General features: G+C 42.0%; 19 protein-coding genes. 3 read left to right on the plus strand and 16 right to left on the minus strand.

Annotated features, from left to right (window positions below):
- Positions 1–47: 47 nt before the first annotated feature.
- Positions 48–1,943: a spermidine synthase gene (locus tag QNM18_RS09505; protein WP_284137027.1), complete on the plus strand. Its 1,896-nt coding sequence runs from the start codon at positions 48–50 to the stop codon at positions 1,941–1,943.
- 124 nt (positions 1,944–2,067) lie between these two features.
- Here the strand turns inward: QNM18_RS09505 and QNM18_RS09510 are convergent, their stop codons facing one another.
- The 5 genes from QNM18_RS09510 to QNM18_RS09530 form a co-directional block, all read right to left on the minus strand.
- Positions 2,068–2,451, minus strand: a complete 384-nt coding sequence (locus QNM18_RS09510) for a nuclear transport factor 2 family protein (RefSeq protein WP_211010270.1) — start codon at positions 2,449–2,451, stop codon at positions 2,068–2,070.
- 350 nt (positions 2,452–2,801) lie between these two features.
- The gene (locus QNM18_RS09515; RefSeq protein WP_284137028.1) at positions 2,802–3,674 is read right to left on the minus strand and encodes an RCC1 domain-containing protein; all 873 of its coding nucleotides are present in this window, start codon (positions 3,672–3,674) and stop codon (positions 2,802–2,804) included.
- Positions 3,671–4,051 carry a hypothetical protein gene (locus QNM18_RS09520; protein WP_284137029.1) on the minus strand — a complete coding sequence of 127 codons (381 nt, stop codon included), beginning with the start codon at positions 4,049–4,051 and terminating at the stop codon, positions 3,671–3,673. Before QNM18_RS09520 ends, QNM18_RS09515 begins: the two co-directional genes overlap by 4 nt.
- A 181-nt stretch (positions 4,052–4,232) precedes the next feature.
- Positions 4,233–5,285 (minus strand): hypothetical protein, encoded by a 1,053-nt coding sequence (locus QNM18_RS09525; protein ID WP_284137030.1) that lies wholly within the window; start codon positions 5,283–5,285, stop codon positions 4,233–4,235.
- A gap of 593 nt (positions 5,286–5,878) precedes the next feature.
- Positions 5,879–6,847, minus strand: a complete 969-nt coding sequence (locus QNM18_RS09530) for an aldo/keto reductase (protein ID WP_284137031.1) — start codon at positions 6,845–6,847, stop codon at positions 5,879–5,881.
- A 125-nt stretch (positions 6,848–6,972) separates the two neighbouring features.
- On the opposite strand from QNM18_RS09530, the gene QNM18_RS09535 reads away from it, so the two are divergent.
- Both QNM18_RS09535 and QNM18_RS09540 read left to right on the plus strand, forming a co-directional pair.
- The gene (locus QNM18_RS09535; protein ID WP_284137032.1) at positions 6,973–7,863 is read left to right on the plus strand and encodes a LysR family transcriptional regulator; all 891 of its coding nucleotides are present in this window, start codon (positions 6,973–6,975) and stop codon (positions 7,861–7,863) included.
- A 127-nt stretch (positions 7,864–7,990) separates the two neighbouring features.
- Positions 7,991–9,166 carry an NRAMP family divalent metal transporter gene (locus QNM18_RS09540; RefSeq protein ID WP_284137280.1) on the plus strand — a complete coding sequence of 392 codons (1,176 nt, stop codon included), beginning with the start codon at positions 7,991–7,993 and terminating at the stop codon, positions 9,164–9,166.
- A gap of 60 nt (positions 9,167–9,226) precedes the next feature.
- On the opposite strand, the gene QNM18_RS09545 is transcribed toward QNM18_RS09540, so the two are convergent.
- From QNM18_RS09545 to QNM18_RS09595, 11 genes are all read right to left on the minus strand, one after another.
- Entirely contained in the window at positions 9,227–9,505 is a 279-nt protein-coding gene (locus QNM18_RS09545; protein WP_023401568.1) for a YfcL family protein, read from the minus strand.
- Between the two features lie 13 nt (positions 9,506–9,518).
- Positions 9,519–10,640 (minus strand): ATP-NAD kinase family protein, encoded by a 1,122-nt coding sequence (locus QNM18_RS09550; RefSeq protein ID WP_284137033.1) that lies wholly within the window; start codon positions 10,638–10,640, stop codon positions 9,519–9,521.
- Complete coding sequence (locus QNM18_RS09555; protein ID WP_284137034.1) at positions 10,630–11,184, minus strand: elongation factor P hydroxylase; 555 nt, start codon at positions 11,182–11,184, stop codon at positions 10,630–10,632. The genes QNM18_RS09550 and QNM18_RS09555 overlap by 11 nt, the downstream gene beginning before the upstream one ends.
- Positions 11,185–11,332: 148 nt before the next feature.
- Positions 11,333–12,028: a TorF family putative porin gene (locus tag QNM18_RS09560; RefSeq protein ID WP_284137035.1), complete on the minus strand. Its 696-nt coding sequence runs from the start codon at positions 12,026–12,028 to the stop codon at positions 11,333–11,335.
- 2 nt (positions 12,029–12,030) lie between these two features.
- Complete coding sequence (locus tag QNM18_RS09565) at positions 12,031–13,248, minus strand: BCCT family transporter (protein WP_284137036.1); 1,218 nt, start codon at positions 13,246–13,248, stop codon at positions 12,031–12,033.
- Positions 13,249–13,419: 171 nt separating this feature from the next.
- The gene (betA, locus tag QNM18_RS09570) at positions 13,420–15,072 is read right to left on the minus strand and encodes a choline dehydrogenase (RefSeq protein ID WP_284137037.1); all 1,653 of its coding nucleotides are present in this window, start codon (positions 15,070–15,072) and stop codon (positions 13,420–13,422) included.
- 9 nt (positions 15,073–15,081) lie between these two features.
- Positions 15,082–16,545 (minus strand): betaine-aldehyde dehydrogenase, encoded by a 1,464-nt coding sequence (gene betB / locus QNM18_RS09575; RefSeq protein ID WP_284137038.1) that lies wholly within the window; start codon positions 16,543–16,545, stop codon positions 15,082–15,084.
- Between the two features lies 1 nt (position 16,546).
- Positions 16,547–17,137: a transcriptional regulator BetI gene (betI, locus tag QNM18_RS09580; protein WP_023401561.1), complete on the minus strand. Its 591-nt coding sequence runs from the start codon at positions 17,135–17,137 to the stop codon at positions 16,547–16,549.
- A 489-nt stretch (positions 17,138–17,626) separates the two neighbouring features.
- The gene (locus QNM18_RS09585; protein ID WP_284137039.1) at positions 17,627–20,731 is read right to left on the minus strand and encodes an efflux RND transporter permease subunit; all 3,105 of its coding nucleotides are present in this window, start codon (positions 20,729–20,731) and stop codon (positions 17,627–17,629) included.
- The gene (locus tag QNM18_RS09590) at positions 20,728–22,050 is read right to left on the minus strand and encodes an efflux RND transporter periplasmic adaptor subunit (protein WP_284137040.1); all 1,323 of its coding nucleotides are present in this window, start codon (positions 22,048–22,050) and stop codon (positions 20,728–20,730) included. Before QNM18_RS09590 ends, QNM18_RS09585 begins: the two co-directional genes overlap by 4 nt.
- Positions 22,037–23,434 carry a TolC family protein gene (locus QNM18_RS09595; RefSeq protein WP_284137041.1) on the minus strand — a complete coding sequence of 466 codons (1,398 nt, stop codon included), beginning with the start codon at positions 23,432–23,434 and terminating at the stop codon, positions 22,037–22,039. The genes QNM18_RS09590 and QNM18_RS09595 overlap by 14 nt, the downstream gene beginning before the upstream one ends.
- Positions 23,435–23,666 lie beyond the last annotated feature (232 nt).

Consider the following 23,666-nt stretch of genomic DNA (forward strand, 5'->3'; position numbering starts at 1 on the left):
CAATATTATCTAAGGAACAACTGCCTCTATTCGGAGGAGGAGCTTCTGTGTGGTCCGCAAGTTTATTTTTCTATCAGTCTTTTTTACTGTGTGGTTACCTTTATGCGCACTACATGAGCCGAATAAAGGTAAAAGCACAAATATGGCTACATCTAATTTTAATGGCCACAGCCACTGCTGTGACATTTTCTCAAGTGGATAAAAGCACTTTGACGATGCTACCTCCGCCTTCGTCAGTTTTGATTAATTTACTGACACAAGTTGGACCTATTTTCGTTATATTGAGCGCAACATCTATTCTAATGCAGCATTGGTATAGTGCAATTTTCCACAAATCGGTGCCTTACCATTGGTACGGGTGGTCAAACTTGGGCTCCCTTGTCGCTCTACTCTCATTTCCGTTTATTTTTGAAGTCTATTTCAACCTGACCATGCAAAAACAAATATGGATAACCGCACTAGCCTTACTTGTTGTTTTGGTGTTCATGCTCTCAGTCCTTTTATCCAAGCATAAACCTCAAACGCCAATTCAAAAGACCTCTACCAAGTCTACTCATTTCCATAACAAACGGCTACTTTGCGTTGTATTGGCGGCGTGCAGTTCAATGAGCTTGATCTCCACAACACAAATGATCAACGTCAACATCCCACCAATGCCCCTTACATGGACTATTCCGTTGGTCATATATCTGCTTACTTTTATCGCCGCCTTTTGGCTACCAGCACCAAAACAGAGCTTATATACTTTAGCAGCACTCATATTCGCTGTCTTTGCTGGCGTATTGATGTATTTTCTTGGTGGACAATTTAGCGCAATTGAACAACTCAGTATGTACTGTTTGATACAACTTATTTGTTGCTTTGTTTGTCACCGAACACTCAAATCAATTGCGCCAACCAGCCAGTCAATGACCTCTTTTTACCTTTGTATTGCCGTTGGCAGCGTTATAGGCAGTCTCTTATGTTCAATTATTGCCCCTACAATCTTTAATCAATTACTTGAATACCCAATTACATTATTTTTGGTGTTTTTTATTCATTTGCCCAGCCTTAAAAAAGCAACGGCTACAAAATCACTTCAATTTATATACGCCCTAACTCTCACTGTAGCCATCGGTGGCTTTACACTAATAAACCAAGCATATACACAGTTAGACATCGCTAGCGAAAGAAACTTCTATGGCTTTATTTCGGTTAAGGACGTGCCCCTAAACACGGCGATAGAACGACGTTTGATTGACGGGACAACAATTCATGGCACAGAAGTACTCGAAGGACAGCTAAGCAATCAAAACAGCTACTATCACGCTCAAACCGGGGTCGCTAAAACACTTAATGCGCTGCAATCGAATGGGCCATTGAACATAGGTATAATTGGTTTAGGGGCTGGTACATTATCAAAATATGCAATGCAGCAAGACAAACTGACTTTTTACGAGCTTAACCCTGCGGTACATCATATGGCTCAGCGTTACTTTAGTTATTTACGAAGCAGCCGAGCAGATTTGGAAGTAAAAATAGGAGATGGACGCCAGCTTATCGCTGATGAAGTAGCTAAGCTCTTCCCTCCTCAAGATGCCATTATCATTGACGCCTTTTCCAGTGACATCATCCCAACTCATTTATTGACTGTAGAAGCAATGGCCATTTATTGGCAACGAATGAAAAGCAACGGTGTTTTGCTCATGCATATTTCCAATAACCATATCGATTTGATGCCAATTTTACTCAGTCATAGTCAGCAATTTGATAAAACGCTTTTGTTGTTTGAACACCTAAATGACAACCCAGCTCAGTTAAGCTCCAAATGGGCAGTATTAACTAGTAACGAGCGTATCATTGCCTTGCTATCAAACCCTGCCACTACCGTGGACACCGAGCGTCATAATATGATCACTTGGACAGATGAGAGGCACAGCTTATTGCCATTGATAATGTTGTAGGTTAGTGCAGTCTTTCTTGGGTAGCTTAACCTTAGTCGGAAAAATTTTGGGCTAAGGTTATTTCTTCCTAAACCCCAGCAGTTCCCTTTAAATTCCAATATGCTCAGGCAATAATAAATCAGCGTCAGCTTACATCTTTGATGTAGCTAATTTTGCCATTATAAAACTCGAAAAAAGAATGCCCTTTTATTGACAGCTCATCGCCTGCTTTAAGCCCATTTGGCAGATCTACTGCGAGCACTCCTAAGTAGTCGATGCTGATTTTCGCTTGAGTCTCATCAATATGAAGATCCGTTATTGTTTGATTACGCGAGCTAAATAGCTTGGCAGACTCCTTTGCAAGGTTTTCAAATTCCACCTTGCCTTCTGCCCTCACGTTTACTTCACCATTTGATTCATTCTCAAACACAATGCTGTCATCAAACAACGCAAGCATTTGTTCAACATTAAATGCATTATAACTATTGATATATTGGTCGATGAGTGCCGCTTTATCATTATCCAACATTAACATATCCCTATACTTTCACTTTGCAATTCGGTCAAATAATAAACTACCGACAAATGGATAAAAAGCAAAGTGTTATCGTTAAAAAGAAAGGTATTTTACCTCGATAAACAGCGGTTTTATTTATCGGTATGCAAAAGAGCGTCAGTTCAAAGCTTTGTCCAATTATCTGTAAAAATCACTGAGGCTGGGAGTGATAGCGGTAAATAAAAGCAGCCTGAAATTCTTTAAAGGCTGTAACCTAAGTATGAAGGAGCACACGTATGATGCTCCTTCTCTTCATTACTTTATTTGCTCATCTGAGCGAAAACAGAACCCGATTGGGTAAGCCACGATGCCCCCCTCAGGAGTTAGTACTTGAAGCGAGCTGGTACTGTGGCAGCAGCGTTGTGTCTTCCACCGCATACAATTCCTGTATCATCCAGCGCACATACATAGCCATAATCAAAGTCTATATCGATCGGGTTGACCAATTCTTGCATCTCATAAGGCCCAATCTGCGCAGGGCGAGTTGACCAACCGGACATACCTCGTTCATCGTAAGAGTTAACCCCTGGGTAGCCAAACCTTAATTCAGTGTGAGGTAAAAGCTCAGGAGCGTTAATATCTGCCGCTGGTGCTTGGCCCCAGCATTTCACTCCTTCATCCCCTTTCGCACACGCATAGCTTAAACCAACGACAAGGTGAGTTGGGTTCGTGAAAGTCGGTACATCAGATACCAAGGGCAAGCTTTTTGCTCCCCAGCAGTCAATACCGTCATCATGGCGAATACAGGCGGCTGAGCGACCAACTTCGATATCACTTGGGTTGCGAAGATCTGCGTATTTAGGCGGTGCTGTATTTACCGCGCCAGGATTCCATTTTCCTGAACTCCAACAGACAATCTCACCACTGTCTATCGCGCAATAATTTTCTGAAGTATGGGCTACAAATATTTTTTTCGGATCGGTGAATGTCACAGCTGTTGGCAGTGGCTTCCAGTAAGAGTCAACCCTAGTTCTTGAATGTCTGTTAGTCCAACATTTGACTTCTTGCCCAACAATCGCACAACCAGATTTATGATTTATTGCGATATCCTTGATATCAAATAATGGCTCTGGCGTTGGCATATATTGAGTACCGTCGGTTAATTTCCAACATAGCGTACCAGTCATATCTGTACCACATGCGATGCTGTGACTCACATCCACATCGATGATGCGGCTTTTCTTTTCAAATGTCACACTGTCACACTGTCACTCAGAATTTGGCTATTGTCCTGATTGTACACACTATAATGATAGCTATAACTACCACGAGGGAAGCTGGCAGGCACATTTAGAAGCATGTTGGCATCTGCATAACTCTCACCTGGTGCTAGATATAACTCCGTTGGAATAGCATCTACGTAGGTTTTTCCGTCAGGAAATACAACATGGCTATACACTTTAACTGATGCGTCAGCTGCACCGTTGTTTGTCACTGTTTTTTGAACCTCAAGTACACCCCCTTCCTTTCTTATTGAGGGGCTTTCTGACTGAGTTGTTAGTTGAATATTAAGTTGGGCATTGACTGAAAAAGCTGCGATTGCAAACCCTGAGAAGAGAATTGGGAACTTCATTGTTTACTCCAAATAAATAAAGAAATTGCTGGAAAGGTATACATGTCCTCTGTAGTACCTAAATTCCAGACTTTCATCACTTTATACAATATTTTATTCAAAGCAAAGGGTTAGAAAATAAAAAAGTGGCTAAAGGACGGTCTTCTTTCCTTTAGCCACTCGGTTTACTGATAGGGAGACGTTACTGAAAATACTCGTCCAATGCCGTTTTAAGATGTCTTTGCATTGCACCTCGATGGTACTTTCTTACACCATAACTTTGTTCAAGGTGAATAAATCGTTTTGAAGAAGCATCTGCGCTTTTGTGACAGCTATCAACTGAATCGTTGCTATGACGGCCTTGGACGTTCCATGTGCCACCTAAACTTTTGGTATCATTTCCATATACGCACGCTTTAATGACTCCTTCACTCTCTACACTACGGCGAATTGAATGCAAGATACTATGCTCTTGTGGGTTTGTAGAGTAACGAACTGTTTCGCTTAAATTCAGCATTAAATCATTGTCAGTACCGCACTGCGCTTGAAGCTTAGCGCGAGTCGTTTTTCCAAACCCATGGTATTGGATAAATATGGTGTTCGAATCAAAATCACTCATATATTCGTGTACAACTTGAAACAGAGACTCTGTCTGATGCGCTACATCACTGGCCGAGTAGTTTGTACCAGTACATTCGCTTACATCGTGGCTGCTATCTCGACGTGTGCCTGCCAGCATGAGCAACTTGGTTTGTGTATATAAAAACGCGTCTATGGCTTGTGTACCAGTAAATGAGTCTCTTTTTGGGTGTGGTGCTTGCAAAACAGCATTTGTGCCTTGTGTGTTAAGTACATATGTGCCACCACCGATAAACTTTTCACTGGGTAACTGGTACTTTTCTTGAAGTAAATAGTATGTTTTATCGGTATCGACATCGTTAAACTGGATAACTTGGTAATCTAACCCAGCTGCCAACTCACTAGCTAGCGGCCAGTTTTGCTGATGAAAAGCACTAAACAATAGCCCAAACCCCTCTTGAAATTCATGGCTTGGCTGAACCCACTTATTATCCGCTTTAGCACCATAATTGTACGACTTGAGATGCTTGTCTAATTCACCTGACATAATCACCATGGCTTTGCTTGGGAAGCTCAAAACAGTCAACAACAATAGAAGTAACGTGAAAAGTACATATATAGCCAGAGGCCTTGAGCCATTGGCAAAGCGGGATGTATGGGTTTCAAATAGTTGCATAAAACACTCCAGTGGTGTGTAACGAGCTGTATAAAGCAAACATCCCTGGACAACCAGTACCAAAGTACCAAAATTCAGCTAGTGACCATGTCAAAAGTTGCAATTATTATTACCAATATCTAAACAAAAGCTCTAGTAAAACAGTGAAAAATGAGCTTTTGGTATTACCTCAAAAAAGGAACAAACAATGAATAAAAGAGGGAAAAACTTAGCTCATTCAAGATCTTAAAGCACTGATACGACCACTAGTACTTTTTACTAAAATACGGTGAGACAAAAAACTTAAAAAAACAACACAAATATCATTAAATATCAACAACTTAAAATAAAAGCAAAGTGTTTACCTCCATTTTCGATAAATAGTTCCGGTTAGAAATAGTATTAGATTGAACCGATAAACCTAATACTCTAGAATGATAATTTACTTTCAAGAATCGCGATGTCGGGGTTACCTACTGTGATAATAATTGGTTATGCCACTATATGCGGTCAGTGGATTCGCATATATGAGTTTAAAGAGAGTAATAGCACTATTTTGCAAATGGCTATGGCGTCATAGCCACAGTGCTCTATTTTGTACCTAAGTTACTTTTCTATGGCAGTGGCCTTCCTCTAGAAATCACATATAGATTGTACCAGTCACTCCTTTCAAGGCGAATATCAAGAGCCTGAATTGCGTTCTTGATCCGCCTAATCTGAGTTGTGCCAATCACAGGCTGGATCTTTGCTGGGTGCCGTAATAGAAAAGCGAGCAAAATAGCTTCCGAACCAACCTGATATTTATTCGCTAGAGTTTTAACCAGCTCAGCTGTTGCCCTTACCTTTGGGTCGTTAGAATCAATACCTTGCTCAGAATACAGCCCTCTTGCCAAGCTCCCCCACGCTTGCAACTGGATCTGATGTCGTTGACAGTACTCCAAAGTCCCACTGACAAAGTCAACTTGACTATTGCGCTCACTACCAACAGATACCCCATCATCTAGCCAGTCTAATTTTTCCAAACTCATTTCAATCTGATTGCTGACAATGGGCATGCCTAACGCGCTTTGCAAAAATGAAATTTGGTGTAAGTTCATATTAGATACCGCGATATGATTGATTTTCCCTTGCTTTTTAAGGCGTAAAACCTGCTCAGCTAGCTCATCTAGAGCCATCAGAGGATCGGGCCGATGCAGCATCAATACATCTATATAGTCCAAGTTTAAGCGCGACAAAATACCATCGACAGACTCCCTCACCCAGTCACTTGAAAAGTCATACCTGCCAACTTGTGCGCCATCCTTTTTTCGAATGCCGCATTTAGACTGAATGATCATATTTTCTCTATATTGTGGGTTATCAGTAACCACTTTACCAAATACTTGTTCCGCTCTTCCGTCACGATAAATATCAGCATGGTCAAAAAAGTTAATGCCAGAGGCCAGTGCACATTCAATAACTTCATGCGCTTGTTTTACATCTCTATCCTCTATATGCGGCCCGCTACCGCCAAGGCCCATACATCCATATGCTATGGGGCTGGCTACAGGAAAGTGTTTGTTTAAGGGAATACCTGTACTCATACGTTGCTCTTAACTGGTAGAAAAGTTTATGTGCCTATATGATATTGTTCTTTAAATTGAATAAAAGAGCTAAAAAAAGAACTCTTTGTTCAAAATAATAAACAATTAATTTTAGGATAATAAAAGTGAATGAGCATAAGCGCATTGAATTGCTGCTGCTTTTTGTCAAGTTAGCAGAGGAGCTTAGTTATACCAAGGCAGCACACGCTCTTGGGATCTCTAAAGGACAATTATCTGAAAAAATAAAGCGATTTGAACAGGTATTAAACACGCCTCTGTTAGTAAGAACGACTCGAAATGTGAAACTGACTCAATATGGTGTGCAAGTATATGAGCAAGGCAAATTGATCCGAGCGCAGTTATTTGAACTCGAAAGAAGTATAAATAATGATGAAATATCTGGGGTCATTCGTATCACCGCTCCGCGCATGTTTGCGCAAGTTTACCTTAGCGAGATATGTTGTGAATTTAAAAAGCGCTACAATGACATAGAATTTGAAATCGACGCAAGTTACCGCACACACAATTTAAACGTCAAAGACTATGATGTTGCCTTTAGAGCCACTGTATCTCCTCCTCAAGATATGGTTGCCATCAAACTTTTTGACTATCAACATATTATCGCAGCCTCTCCTAACTATTTAAGCGAGACGGATACCCTATCTACACCATTAGATTTAGCTAACCACACCTGTATTGTGGTAAATCAACAAAAGCAGTGGCCTTTTAAAGAACAGTCTATTCCCGTTACAGGGTGGCTTTCAACAAATGATAATAACTTAGTAAAACAGTATGCATTGCAAAATGTAGGTCTCATCCGCATCGCTGACTACTTTGTGAAACAAGAGCTTAAGACCGGAAGGCTTATATCCGTGTTGGATGAATTTATCGAAAAACACAGTAACGGCATGTATTTGTTTTACCCACAAACATCACAACCTGCGCATAAACTTAGAACTTTTATCCAATTTGTTAGAGCATATTTCGAACAAACGAATTATGACAATAAAAATTAACAAACCATTTAACAAAGTTTTCACTTGGATATTTTTTTTCACGCGCTAACATAGCAAACAAAAACAAGGAAACAACGTGTTATCAGGCATTATTTCTAAAAGTAAGTCGTTAGGTCCCGGTATTTTAATGGCGACGGCGGCCGTAGGTGGCTCTCATCTAGTCGCAGCAACACAGGCTGGCGCATTATTTGGTTGGCAGCTGTTGTGGCTTATCATCGTCGTCAATGTACTTAAGTATCCATTTTTTCGTTTTGGTGTTGAATATACAATACACAACAAACAGAGCTTAGTCCGTGGTTACAAAGACAAGAACCCCTCACTTTTCTATCTGTTTTTTATCATAAATTTACTCGCTGCGGTGGTTAACACCGCAGGTGTATTACTGTTAACAGCAGCGCTCTTACAATATATTTTGCCCGGTGACTTGGCATTAACCACCTTGAGTTTTGGGCTTTTGTTTGTCTGTTTAGGCATACTCATTTTTGGCCATTACAAGCTACTAGACAGCGCTAGCAAAGTAATTATGGCATTTCTGTGTATAGCTACAACGGCTGCACTGGTAGTGGCTCTGGCAAATGGGCCTGCGCACCCGGCTCCGCAAATTGCACCTTCCCCCTATGAACTCGCATTACTGGGATTTATGGTGGCATTGATGGGCTGGATGCCTGCACCAATTGAAATATCAGCTATCAACTCTCTATGGTTAAAAAGTAAATTGAGAACGAGTAATCTCACTAAAAAACAAAGCCTATTTGATTTCAACCTCGGCTACGCTTTAACGCTAGGGCTCGCGTTGATGTTTTTCATACTCGGCGTAATGCTACAATATGGCCAAGAACAGAAAATTGAATTGGCAGGTGTTGCATTTTCAAAACAACTTATTGATATGTATGCACTGACTATTGGAGAGTGGTCTCGTTGGCTTATCGCTGTGGTGGCTTTTTTATGTATGTTTGGTACGACACTTGCCGTATTAGATGGCTACGCACGAACATTGGATGAAGCAATAAAAGTCATAAAACCACACGAGAAGAAATATAGCTTATCTTTGATCATTGGCTTGCAGTCAGCTCTTGGTATGGTGGTTGTTTTATTCTTCAAAGGCAACCTAAAAGATATGCTGATGTTTGCCATGACTATGGCATTTTTGACCACGCCATTTTTTGCTTGGCTCAATTTGTCTTTGATCAAAGGGGAGATTTATGACTCACAACCAAAAGCAGTTAAAGTACTAGCTACACTAGGTTTATTCTATTTGGTGTCATTTTCAATACTGTTTGTAGTTTGGCGTTGGGTATTGTAATTGGAAGGGAATGCCGCAAGCGGTAACACTCATGACTTTTAAGTCATGAGTGTTAAAAGATTAAGCGGCGAGCGCTTTTACTTGCTCCCAAATGCTGACAACATGCTCTTTGTCTTCATCTGTTAATTCGCCATTTCGATACGCTTTAACCAAGCTCTCTTCAATTTTGCTGTTTAATTCTTGAGGTTGAAGATCAAGCTCCTCAACTTGTGCGTACCCGACTGCTAAGTCAAAATGACCACGTAAATAACCACCAGCAAACAGCTCATCATCATCTGCACGGTCAACTAATTCATCAAAAAACTGCTGTGCAGCCTCTACATAGGTTTCAAATGACATTCCGTCTCCTCACTTATTCTTGATGCCCTACGGCATACATCACATGGTCATTGTACCCTGTGACGACTTTAATATATCCACTTAACTCATCATCAAGTGCTTGATCGCCCGTATCTGCAATGAGCGGACGGCCATTTAATGCTTGTAGCTTGCGCTTTGTCGCAACCACAATAATATTCTCTTTACCAATTTGCCTGATTAACTCAGGACTAAGCTGCTGATTACCGCGACCAAAAATATGGCCTTGGCCACCGATTAATGTGATCACGAGTTTGGTTTGGTGACCTTGAGTAAGCTCAAGCAATTGTGCTGCGGTCAAGTCCTGCCCCAGCAAATCATGATCCTGAACTAGGTCAACACCCAATAACGTGTTTTCTAGACCCAACTCCTCCATGACAGCTTCTACCGTAGAGCCAGACCCCATAATGTACCTTTGATCTTCATCCATCTCAGAGATCACATACGCAGCGATGTCGGCAAGGACCAGCTCATCGCTTTCTTTACCACCATTTTTAACACTTTGGACAAAACGAACTTCACTGGGAACTTGCATTTCACCGTAGCGCTTAGCCTTGACAGTGCCTTGCCTAAAAGCGGTTTCATCTATGTCCATCACATCGGCTTCAGCCAAAGTGACCAATTCACCCTTAATCAACATTTCGACAACGCGACCAGCCGCTTTAGGTGTAATGGCATAAACACCACTGTGAATTTTACATCCAGCTGGGACACCTAGCACAGGTGCTTTGTCTTCAACCACGGCACAAATATTTCTTGCCGTGCCATCACCACCTGCAAATAAGATAAGATCAACGCCCTGCTCAATGAGCTTTTGAGCCGCCACTTCTGTGTCTTGTGGTGTCGTTTCATCAGCAACATGATATACAACGTGCGTTTCAAAGCCTAACTCACCCGCGATGCGCTCGCCCATTTCCCCTGAAACAGTGAAAATAGCTATACTGTCTTTAAACGGTATCAATTGCTCCAAAGCTAGCTTTGTGCGGTTATTTGATTTTGGCTCTGCCCCTAATGCCAGTGCTTTTTGCGCCGTGTCTGCACCATCGCTGCCTTTTAAGGCAACAGAGCCTCCTAATCCTGCAACTGGATTTACAATTAATCCGAGTTTAAATGACATTTTCTAACTCCTGTGGACAATCCCAAGAAAACTGCGCCTGCTGCAAAGGCCAAGGCGTGTTATAAAACCTCGATAAGGCGCTTAGCAGTTGCTCGGTACGCGTATTAAAACCATGCTCTAGCAACTGTAATACCTGTTCATGCACTCGCTTTTGAAAGCTAAACCGACAAGTTTGCTCGCCGTTTAAGTTGTCTACCGATACGTTAAAATCAAAACCAGCCGCAACGCTAAGTGCCCACTCGATGGCTTGCGGTTTAACCTCAACCTTTTCAAATTCGGCTTGTTTGGCCTTGTCGCGGCCATCAGGGCAGTACCAATATCCGTAATCTTCTAGTAAACGTCTCGCTTCACCAGCAACAAGCCAATGGGCGATTTCATGCAATGCGCTAGCATAAAAGCCATGGGCAAAAACCACTTGATGATATGAGCACTGCTCGTCAGCGGGTAGATAAATTGGCTCATCGTCACCTTTGACCAAACGCGTATTGTGCGTGGCCGCAAATTGTGTGTCGAATATATTTTTGAGATCAGATATTTGGTGCATAAACGCAATTAGAGCGCGGTCATTCAATGGCGGGAGATTGTACGTACTTTTGGCATGAAAGTAAAAAGATGCGGCTGTAAAACCCTAATTTAAACACGTCTTTTGCTACCTTTAAACACCTTCCTTGGTGTTAAATTTACTTAGCTGGTTACATGGAAAATGAACGAGATACAGAAACAACGACCCTTTCATCTGCTGTATCAATATCTAAACTCGTATTTTCTGCCGCTATTTCAAGATTAAACTTGTTGACACTTGTTTGATAGGCTAATCGGTAATGATAGTACGACTTATCACTTTCCTTCCATAACCATTTTTCTCCATCTAGAGAATTAGACACATCAAAGCTCGCTCTTATCGCATGATTAGGAGCAACTTCAACTGTATGAGCTATCATAGCTATTGTATGGCCCGCGCCTGAGCCGAAGTAGTCCCAGCTGTACCAAAAGTTAAATTCAGTATTGCCCAAAGCATTGTCATAGCCAAATTTAGCATAAGCTTCTGGATAGTTTCCGTCATTTGACTCGCTCGCGCCATGATATGTGTAATAAGCAATACCAAAGTCAGCACTCCACAGTGTGTTGAGCTCTACAAACTTACCAACATAAAAGTCCCACTCAATATCTGTATCACCAAAGTCGACGTTAGAGGCCCAAGAGCCAGCATATACGCCGTTATCAAATGCCTTGTCCAAACTCCCTTGAATGGCCGGGTCGTTTTGCGTCTGACTTACACCATTGAAGGTATAATCGGACGCAGCTGTCACAGTTGTACTCCAGTCTGCCATCGCCAAGTTAGAACATAAAAGTAGTGGAAGTAGATGCGCTTTTTTTGAAATATTCATAATTAACTAACTGTTTTTATCTTATTAAAATCGATTTTGTTATCTTCAGGTGAGCTCTGAATCTTACGGACCATTTGCATCTTTTTGCTGAGAATAAACCCAAAACACGCAAAAAATATGGCAATAACTATCGCCCCAACCCATTGGATTTGTAGAAAATTCAACTGGAATAAAAGCGTCAATAGTGACAGCGAGATAATATTGAGCAATATATAGTTGCGCTTTCCTAACCGTTTAACTGTTAGGTTTAAGTTATCGGTGTACAGTCTGACAAGTGAGTCCAGGGAGTTGATAACAAACACCACACCCACAAACACCATGGCAAAGTTAATTAATCCATCGGTTGCGATTCCAGCCTCATGGTAGTGGTACAATACGGCAAACCATGCTGCAATCGGGATAGATGGAAACACAAGCATGGCCGCCAGTACTTGATAAGTTTTTAATCCGCCCACAAAGCGTGCTGTAAATTGACCTATCATGATGCTCCAAGCAAACCACCAAAATAAGTAGAATTCGTGATAATCATTGAGAGGTAAGACAAACTGATGCATATTTGCAAAATAGTCACTCATTAGCGCTAAATTACTGAAGTAATTACTAACTGTGCTATCTCCAAATACAAATGCATTTAACCAAAGTAAGACGATAAGTCCAATAAAAACCCACGCTGTCGAAACACTGAGCAACTTTACGTATTTAATGTCAGTGCTTGAATACACTGCCAACGAAATAGCAACAAAGACAATAAAATAGAATGAAGTTACTATGGACTCACCATCGCCCACACTTGGTAAGTACCAAGGCAAATTAGACAACAATAAATAGGCTGTAAATGCACACGTACCCACAATGACAACGTTGTTAACTAGCTTCACCAATGGAATTTCAAAAAACCGAACTTTAGGTTCAATTACGCAGAAATAAAAACAGGTAAGGAAATAAAACCCCCAGATCAAAAAGCCCCAGTAGCCAAATTCAATAGCCAATGGGTTGGTAAATCCATATTCTGGGCTTGTGTTTATGTCTGCGTAACCAGCAAACTCGGTGAGTGGGAACATGATCAAACCAACATCAAGCCCCGAGGTGAACAATATTGCAATAAAAGTAAATGTTTTTACGGGTGTGACACCAACAACTTGAACACTGCCCCATTTGTAGAGGATAAAAGCGATAGAAAGTAGGGTAAAAAGAACACCTGCACTAAGCCAAATGGTCATTGTCGCCCTCCCAAAATAAATAAAAATAACTCATTTTTTTTCCCGTATAAGGTTGTTATTGTTTCGTTTGCCTGAATGACACAACCTAACTTTTGCAATGTTAGTGATGCACTCACCTAAGCAAACAGATGCCCGGCCTTGGTGGCCAGGCATCAGGTGAGATTGAGCAAACTAGCGCTGTTGTTCTTGCCAATTGGGATGAGTATGCACACTGGCATTGGCAATTGCTAAAGGCTTGTTACCTAAGATTAAATCGGCTGCTTTCTCTGCAACCATGATTGTTGGTGCATTCAAGTTGCCATTTGGTATGGTTGGATAAATCGATGAGTCGACGACTCTTAGACCCTTTAAACCGTGTACACGAGTTTGTGAGTCGACAACTGCCATGTCATCATCACCCATCTTACATGAGCAAGATGGGTGGTATGCACTCTCTGCTGCTTGACGAACAAATTCATCGATCTCTTGATCACTTTGAACATGCTCTCCCGGCTGAATTTCTCCATCACGATATGCGTCAAAAGCGGGCTGTGAAATGATCTCACGAGTCAAACGTACACATGCGCGAAACCCTTCAATATCATCTTGATGCTGTAAATAGTTAAATTGGATCTTAGGAGAGACTTTTGGATCTTTTGACTGTATTAGCACGGAGCCTCGGCTTTTTGGTTTGTTATGTCCGACATGGACCTGAAAACCGTGGCCTTCAAATGCTGACCTACCATCATAACGGATCGCAGCTGGCAAAAAGTGATACTGAATATCGGGCCATTCAACACTCGCCTTAGAACGAATAAACGCACAAGACTCAAAGTGATTGGTTGCGCCCAAACCAGACTTGTTCAACAACCACTGTGCCCCGATTAAACCTTTTGAAAACAAGCTCAACTTACCATTGAGTGTAATGGGCTGCTTGCATTTGTATTGAAAGTAGAACTCTAAATGATCTTGTAAATTTAAGCCTACACCTGGCAAGTGATGTTTCACCTCCACCCCTGCACTTTCGAGCGTTTTGGTATCACCAATACCCGACAGTTGCAAAATATGCGGAGATCCTATTGGCCCGGCACTTAAGATAACCTCTTTGCTAGCCTGTACGGTCACATTTTGACTTTTATACGTATATCCAACACCAGTTACTTGTTTGTCTTCCAGCAGTACCTTATTCACCAATGCGCCTGTTACTACCGTAAGATTCTTACGACTTTTAACAGGGTCCAAATAAGCTCGACTAGTAGAACTGCGATAGCCGCCTTTTACAGTCATGTGCATTGGTCCAAAACCTTCTTGCTGCGCTCCATTGTAATCAGCGGTCACGGGGTAACCCGCTTGCTCACCCGCCTTTATAAAAGCGCCGTATAAAGGGTTGGCCATTTCATTTCCATTGTTTACGCCCAGCTCTCCATTGCCACCACGGTAATCATCTTCTCCTTTAAGCCAAGTCTCGGCCTTTTTGAAGTAAGGTAGGCAAGCTTGATAATTCCACCCCTTTGCCCCATGAGCTTCCCATTCATCAAAATCTTTGGCATGACCACGGACATAAACCATGCCATTGATGGAGGATGACCCGCCGAGTACTTTGCCTCTAGGGCAATGCATCTTTCGATTGTTTAAATATGGCTCAGCTTCAGTATGAAACTGCCACGCATACTTATCGGTATTCATCGGAATTGACAATGCCGTTGGCATTTGGATGAAAATACTTTTATCTGAACCACCAGTTTCTAATAGCAAAACTTTGTTTTTGGGGTTTTCAGATAAACGATTGGCCAACACACAGCCCGCAGAACCTGCACCAACAATAATATAATCAAACGTTGACATGAGGCCCCCTTAAAATGGGCTGTCGATTTTGCTCATACCTACATAAACAGACTTTGTCTGAGTATAGTTATTAAGCGTTTCAACTCCATTTTCTCTGCCTATTCCCGATTGCTGATAGCCTCCAACAGGCATTTCGGCAGGTGAATTACCGTAGCTATTGATCCAACAAATACCAGCTTTAAGCTGATGGATGACACGATGTGCGCGTTGGATATTAAGACTAAAAACACCAGCACCTAAACCTAGCTCGGTATCATTGGCTCTGGCAATAACTTCATCTTCATCCTCAAAAACAAGCACGCTCATAACTGGGCCAAAAATCTCTTCTTTGACAATAGTCATTTCATCTGAGCAATCAATAAACACGGTCGGAGCAACAAAATATCCGTTCGGTGCTGACTCAGGTTTAAGTGCATGACCACCGGTTAACAACGTCGCACCTTCTTGTTTTCCCTGTTCAATGTAATCAAGCACCAACTGTTGGTGCTTTTTCGAAATAAGCGCTCCAAGGTTTACATTAGGATCAAGGGGATCTCCTGCAACAATATTTTGCTCTGTACGTGTTTTAAGTTCAGTCAAAAACTCCTGATATATGTTTTTATGTACATAAACACGTGTACAGTTTGTGCAAATTTCACCTTGTGTGTAAAAATTGCCAAGCATTGCTGCACTAACCGCTTCAGATATATCGGCATCATCAAATACAATTAGAGGTGATTTACCACCAAGTTCCATTGTGACATCTTTCAAATTTGATGCTGCACTTTGCATTACTTTTTTCCCGGTCCCAACTTCACCGGTAAAGGATACCTTTTCTATATCAGGGTGTGTTGATAACCATTCACCTACTTTGGCTGCGCCCTGTACAACATTGAACACACCTGCAGGCATACCCGCTTCAATAAAAATTTCTGCTAGTTTAATCGCCCCTAAAGGGGTTTCTTCTGATGGTTTGAAAATCAGTGAGTTACCTGCAGCAAGAGCTGGACCAGACTTCCAGCAAGCAATTTGCAATGGGTAGTTCCAAGCTCCAATTCCTGCACATATACCCAACGGTTCTTGACGAGTATAAAAAAAATCTTCCCCTACAGGTTGCTGTGCGCCCATTTGCGTAGGGGCAAGACCTGCGAAGTATTCGATAACATCCGCACCGGTTTGAATATCTACACAGTCAGCTTCTTGAATGGGCTTACCGGTGTCCAACACCTCAACTTTCGCCAGCTCATCATTTCGTTCTCTCAGTAAATACACAGCTTTATTGAGTATCCTACTGCGTTCAACTGGCGTCATAGCCGACCACTTTGAAAAACCTTGCTGAGCACTGCCAATTGCTTGTTTTTGAATATATTCATCGGCAACTTCAACGTGATACATCACTTCATCAGTCGCAGGATTTACAACCGGAAATGTTTCTTTTGATTGGTTAGCGACAAAAGCGCCATGAATAAAATTTTGATAAACCACTGCGGTCATTTTAGACTCCACGAGACGAAATTAGAGATAAGATATATTGCTTTGCCAACTGTTCAGCTTCTGCGAACGCTGTTTCATTTGCTTTACTAAGCACTGCTCGAAGCCACAAGCCATCGATCATTGCTGCGCTCAGCTTCGCAGCTCTTCGTGCATCCTCTTTGTCGAGAAGGGCAAAGAAAGAATAAGATAAGTTACTGTAAAGTCTCTTAGAATTGATCCTTTGTAGTCGATGCAACTGTTCATCATGCATCGACTGCGCCCAAAAACTCAGCCAAGTTTTTGTCGCACTTGTTTGCTGCTGTACGACAGAAAAATTCGCCTCAACGATGAACATCAGTCGCGCTTTTGCATCGCAATTTGAATGTGCTTTAGATATCAAACTGGTTTTTAAGCTAGTAAGTAAATATCGAACAGTGGCCTCGATGAGGCCCTGCTTACCGCCAAAATAGTGACTAATTATCCCAGAAGATAACCCTGCTCGTTTACTAATACTGTTAATCGTAGTCGCGTGTAAGCCAAGCTCCGCAACTGACTCTAACGTCGCCTCAATTAGTTGTTGACGACGTATCGGTTCCATTCCAACTTTAGGCATAATATTTTTAATTGAACGTTCAATTAATATAAATTATATAGAGCTCTAACTATTATAACAATATGAAATTTCTCACACGGCAAGTTGATGGAATCTTCAAAAAGAACAAAAAATCAAAAAACACAACCATAAATATCTGTTTTTATTGTTTTTATTGTTTTTAATTTATATTGAATATTTTTAAATGTGATACTGATTGTTTCACATCTTTATTTTTTGTACCCAAAAACATCATGCCCTCAAACTATTAGATTTCAATATAAACTTTTAATTTTCTCTGTACAAAAGTCCAGATGCGCATAGCGAAATGACACTGCAACCTAGAGATAAAAAATGTCGAAAAGGGAAATGATGAGAAAAACAATGAATTGCGAATTCGCACGAGCTCACTTTGGCTCGTCACATAGTCACATAGTCACATAGTCACATAGTCACATAGTCACAGCTTTACCGAAAAATAAATATGTGACCATGCGACACAACATAGAATTACGCTGTTCTGTAGCTCAATCGGCTTCCGAATGCTTTTATGCGCTCTACCAGTAAATAGTTCACCGGTACTAAGATAAGGGTAATTAGCGTAGCGAATATGATGCCAAAGCCCAAAGACACCGCCATTGGAATTAAAAACTGAGCTTGAGTCTGCTGCTCAAACAACAGTGGCATTAAGCCAAAAAAGGTTGTGATGCTTGTAAGCATTACAGGCCTAAATCTCGCAGCCCCCGCCCTAAGCACAGCGTCCATTAGTTCAGCACCTTTCGCTCTTTGTTTGTTGATGTAGTCAACAAGTACCAAGGAGTCATTTACCACAACACCAATTAAGGCCAGCATACCCAGTAAACTCATAATGGTCAGCTCCATAGACATGATCCAGTGACCAATCACAGAACCAATCAAACCAAATGGGATCACACTCATTACAATTAACGGCTGAATATAGGACTTAAATGGGATAGCGAGCAGCGTATATATAATGAAAAAGACAAAAAGCAGCGCCCAACCCAGTGAACCAAATGACTCTCTTTGCTCTTTCGCCTCCCCTTCAAGGGAATGTGTTACGCCGGGGTATTGTGCAACTAGCTGATCTAAAAAGACCTTTAGCTCCTCCTGTAACACAGTCATATTGGTGTTTTCTTTTTCAATATCGGCGGTAATATTAACAGTTCTATACCTATCTATTCGATAAATACTCGAAGGACTTTGTCCTGGTGTTAACGTTGCCACATGATTTAATGGAACAGCTCCTTGATTTTCAATATTGATCAATAACGTATTAAGTGTTGCTAGATTACTGCGCTCAGACAGTGGCAGCCTCACCATCACGCGCACATCATCACGGCCTCGCTGGATCCGTTGCACTTGAGCGCCAAAAAATGCACTGCGGATCTGATTTGACACTTCCGTACGGGTCAAACCAAGAGCCTTCCCTTGCGCCGTGAGTTCAATTTGCAACTCTTCCTTGCCATCACTCAGGCTATCTGTAATATCAAACACAGTTGGGAAAGTCGCCAAATTCGCTTTAACTTGCTCAGCGGCTTCTTTCAACACTGCTAGAGAAGTACCTGTCAACTGCACATCAATTGGGTCGCTCGAGCGACCAATTTCAGCCCTAAACGTCAAACTTTCTGCGCCCGGGATCGTGCCAATCAATGCGCGCCACTCTCTCACCAATTGACGCGAGTCAACACGCAATGAACGAGTTTCAGGAGGTGTTATCTCAAACCGAACTCGACCTGAATTTGACGCACCACCTCGTCCACCTGTGGTTGCTAAAATATGCGTGATAACACTTTCTCCGGTATTAGGATCTACATATTTTTCTTTTAAAACCTGAGCTTTATCTGACATTAAATCGATATATTTGGCGGTTACCTCAAATGGTGTGCCTGTTGGTAATGTCAAGTTGGCTCGAACCGTCTCACTGGGAATACGAGGAAAGAAAATAAACTTAGTCCAACCACTCATAATCAGTGCTAAAATCACCAGAAACACACCGATAAATCCGCTTAAAGTGGCTGTTTTGTGTGATATTGCCACTTTTAATATTGGTTGATAATACTTGAGGATACCGCGCTCAAAACCATCAGCAAATCGTTGCTGAAAAGCACTAAAGCGACTGGGCTTCTGGGCATTTTTACGTGGTTTTAAGTTTTTTAAATGGGCTGGTAAGACAAATTTTGACTCGACCAAAGACATTAACAAAACGGGGATCACAACAGCTGGGATCTGCGCAAAAATAGCGCCCCTCGCACCATCAATGAAGGCCAGTGGTAAAAATGCAGCCACAGTGGTCAGAATGCCAAAAGTCACAGGTGTTGCGACCTCTTGTGTTCCCCTTATCGCCGCTTCTTCTCCCGACTCGGAGCTATTGAGATGTGTATAAATATTTTCTCCTGTGACAATTGCATCATCAACGACTATCCCAAGCACAAGAATAAAACCGAACAAACTCATAATATTGAGGCTTATGCCAAAAAATGGCATTGCTAAAAACGCCCCCATGAAAGACACAGGAATCCCGATAAAGACCCAAAACGCAATAGCTGGTCGCAGAAATAGTGTCAACAGCGCCAATACTAATATGCCACCTTGCAGCGCATTGGAAGTTAAGGTCGAGATACGGTTTTTAACTATGACAGAATCATCATCCCAATAGCTTAACTCATAACCTTTTGGCAAGGTCTCTTGGCGCTGTTCAATATACGCTTTAACTTTATCTGCAACCTCAATCGCACTTTGCTGTCCAATGCGATAAACCTCAATAAACGCAGCTTGCTTACCATTAAATCGCGTGCGAACTGGTGTTTCTTCAAAGCCATCAATAATATTTGCAATATCAGATAAGTATAAAACTGAACCGTCTGTATTCGTCTTGATTGGAATGTCCGCAAACTCATCTTTGCGATAAGCCTGCCCTTTAGAGCGAAGTAAAATATCGCCACCAGAAGATTTTAGGTTACCCGCTGAAATATCAGCGCTTGATTGACCAATTAAATTCGCCACCTGCTTTATCGTTAAATCGTATTGCCTCAGTTTATCTTGGCTAAGTTCAATGGCAATTTCATAATCACGCACACCGTCTAAATCAACTTGCGTCACCCCTTCGATACGCAACAAGTCATCTCGAACTTGCTCAGCAAACTCTCGTGTTTCCTTTTCCGAATAACTGCCTGCAACCGTGACGGTGATAACATCACGTTTGCGCTCTGCGAGCGATATTACTGGCTTTTCAGCATCTGCCGGAAAGGTGTTTATGGCGTCAACCCGGCTTTTTACATCCGCTAACATCTCTCTTGGATCATAGCCGTTGTCAACTTCAATATTTACACTGGCGCCGCCTTCTGAAGAGCGGCTAGAAATTTGTTTTATGCCCTCTAAGTCTTGTACAGCCTCTTCTATACGAATAGACACCCCCTGCTCTACATCTTCAGGGGTTGCGCCGCGCAATGACATGCTGATGCTAATTCTATCTGTTTCAAAAGATGGGAATACTTCCAGTGGGATCTTGGTCGACATAGCAAACAAACCACCAAACAATATTGATAGCATTAATAAGTTTGCAGCGACGGGGTTGCGTGTAAACCAGGCTATCATATCCCTGTCTCCCGAGCTTGGCGTTTCCGCTCTGCAAGTAATTGCTCAATGCTTACGCCACGCTCCGCTGCCATTTTTTTCAGTTTACGTTTTTGTTTTTCTGTGAGTTGCTGCCACTGTTCAGATTCAAAAGCTGGCCCTTGCTCACCTTGATTTTTACTCTTGCGCAGTGCAACAGGTGTACCCGAACTTATTTGCCCCAAAGACGTAGTCACCAAACGCATTCCCTCACTAATTCCTGAGCGTACAATCGCAAACTCATCGTTTTGCCACGCCAATGAAATATCCCTGCGCATAAGTAAATTCTGCTCGTCAAGTACATATACGTAGCTGCCCTGATAAATGGCGCTACTTGGTATGGTAATGGCATTTTCTAGGGTTTTACCTTCAATTTTTGCATTGACGTACTGGCCAATCTTTATCGCAAAGTCACCTTGTTGATTGACTGAAAATGGGTCGTCTATTTGCGCGACTACATACAACTGTTGTGATAGCTCACTAATTGCACCTTCAGTACGGACGATTTTCCCCTGCCACTGCTGTGCTTTGACCAAATCCGAATACAAAGTAACAGACAGGCTGTTTATGTGATTGTCACTGTCTCTGTAGTGTTCAGGCAAACGCATAAATGCCAAGTCTCGATTGTTAATGGGTAGTCTTATTTCAACATAATCTGTCGCATAAATTTCAGCTAGTTGGCTATTGCTCGAAACAACCTGCCCTAAATCAACCTTCTTGTTTAAAATGCGACCTGCGAATGGTGCTAGGATACGAGTACGCTCTAACGCTAACTCAGCCTTAGTCAACTTGGCTTGAGCGGACAATACATTTGCTTTTTGCGCTTCTAGCTGTGGCTTTCTAAGGACAAGCTCACCAGCCTGCCCACCATCACCTAAACGCTGCCAGTCGATTTGCGCTTGCTTCCCTCTTGCTTGCTCTTCTAATAAACTTTGCTTAGCGCCGAGTAACGCGGCTTTGGCAACCTGAACTTCAGCTTGATAATCTCTATCATCAATTTGTAATAACAGTTCCCCTTTTTCAAAAAAACCACCATCTCTGAAGCTATTGCTAATAAAGCTGATTTCACCTGAAACCTGTGCAACCAATACACTTTGTGTACGCGGCTTAACAACCCCGTAACTATCAAGTGCCATAGCAAACGGTTTTGCTTGTATCACTTCAAAATCCACCACCATTTGTGCTTGCGCTTTACTCTTGCCTCTTTTGGCTTGAGGCGGATTTGAAGTAATAAATACAACCAGTAGAATAGACATTGTCAGTATCGCTACAGGTAAGATTATTCGTTTAGCCAATGTCATTGTTTACGTCCTTAGGCTCTGTTTGCTGAAAATCACCACCCAATGCAAGGTGCAGTTCAACACGATTTTTAATTAACTCGTTTTTAATGGAAATGAGGCTGCTTTTTGCATCAAAGGCACGTTTTTGCGCATCTAATACCGTGGTGTAACTCACCAAACCTTTTTGATATTGCTCGAAAGAAAGTTGCTCTGCTAGCTGTGCGTTTTTTTCTGCAATTAAAGTTTCTTGATAGCGCTTTTTAAGCGCAACTTCCGCGCTGATACCATTTTCAACATCGCTAAACGCGTCTTGCAGATTGTTCAAGTATTGAAGCTCCAGCGACTTAAGCTGTGTTCTGGCAATTTCTTCCCTCGCAGCCAGTTTGCCCGCATTAAATAGCGGCGCAGAAATACTCGATAACAGTGACCAACCAGCCGCAGAAAAAGACAATACATCGTCAAGTTGCTCGCCACTGGGCCCATAACTTGCGCTCAATTTGAGGCTAGGGAAACGTTGCTTGTGGGCAAAAGCTAACGCAGCATCTTGTGCCAGCAGTTGATACCAACTAGCCAATAGCGAGGGCTTGCGGCTAACTAAGGTAGATGGTAATCCCGTTGAAAGCGTCGAGTCTAATAACGGCAGTGGCGCGTCAACGGTTAGTAATCCGCTCGGATACTCTCCGACCAAACGCTCCAACTTTCGAACCCGAGTTTCTACAACTGATTTCTGCTGCGCTAATTTAGCTTGCTCGTTGTTTAGCTCTGTGCGAGCAAGATACACATCAAGTGCGCTGTTGAGACCTTGCCTGTAACCAGACTCAATGATGTCCAAATTTTGCTCGACCACGGCCAAACGCTCATTTAACAATTGCTGTTGAGTTTGCCCTTCAATGACTGCAAACCAACTAATGACGACATCTGCGACTAGATTATGTGTTTGCTGTTGATAATTTGCCAAACTCGCCATCACAGTCAGATTTGCTTGACGCTCTTCTTCACTGAGTTTGCCCCAAAGATCGAGTTCATAGCCAACTTTAAGATCAAGTGCATGTTCAGTTGAAAAGGTATTAGATGACGACTTACGCCTGACGCTATCAAGTGATATATCGAGTGTTGGCCACAGCGCACTGCCACTGACAACCAACTGCTGCTTCGCAACTTCTATTTCTAGTGCCAGCTGCAACAAAGCTAAGTTACTGCTCAATGCAGTTGTTACCAATTGATGGACTTGTGGCTCGGTAATTTGCCCAAGCCAACTTGGTTTGACAGGGCCACTTGTGTGTTGGTACTGCCAAGACGCGGGTATTTTTAATTTTGAACGATACTCTTCGTCAATTTGATACGTCGATTGACAACCGAGCAGTAAGCTCGACAATGCTATCGCCAATGAGGTTTTTAGCCGCATTATTACTATTTCCTATAGGCTCGACTCTACTATTCTATTTTAGTGTACTGTGTGAAATTGCACGTCCTCAATGAACTTTACATAGACTTACATTACACCACCACAATGACCATAAACGCACAGCATTCATACGTTTTGAACCTCATATCGATCAGTTTTAATCGGTTTTGGATGACAATAATAGGTTGTTCCGGCGCTCATGCTGGGGCAGGAAGATTTTATTAATAAATAA

This window comes from Pseudoalteromonas obscura, assembly GCF_030135505.1.
Lineage (GTDB): Bacteria > Pseudomonadota > Gammaproteobacteria > Enterobacterales > Alteromonadaceae > Pseudoalteromonas > Pseudoalteromonas obscura.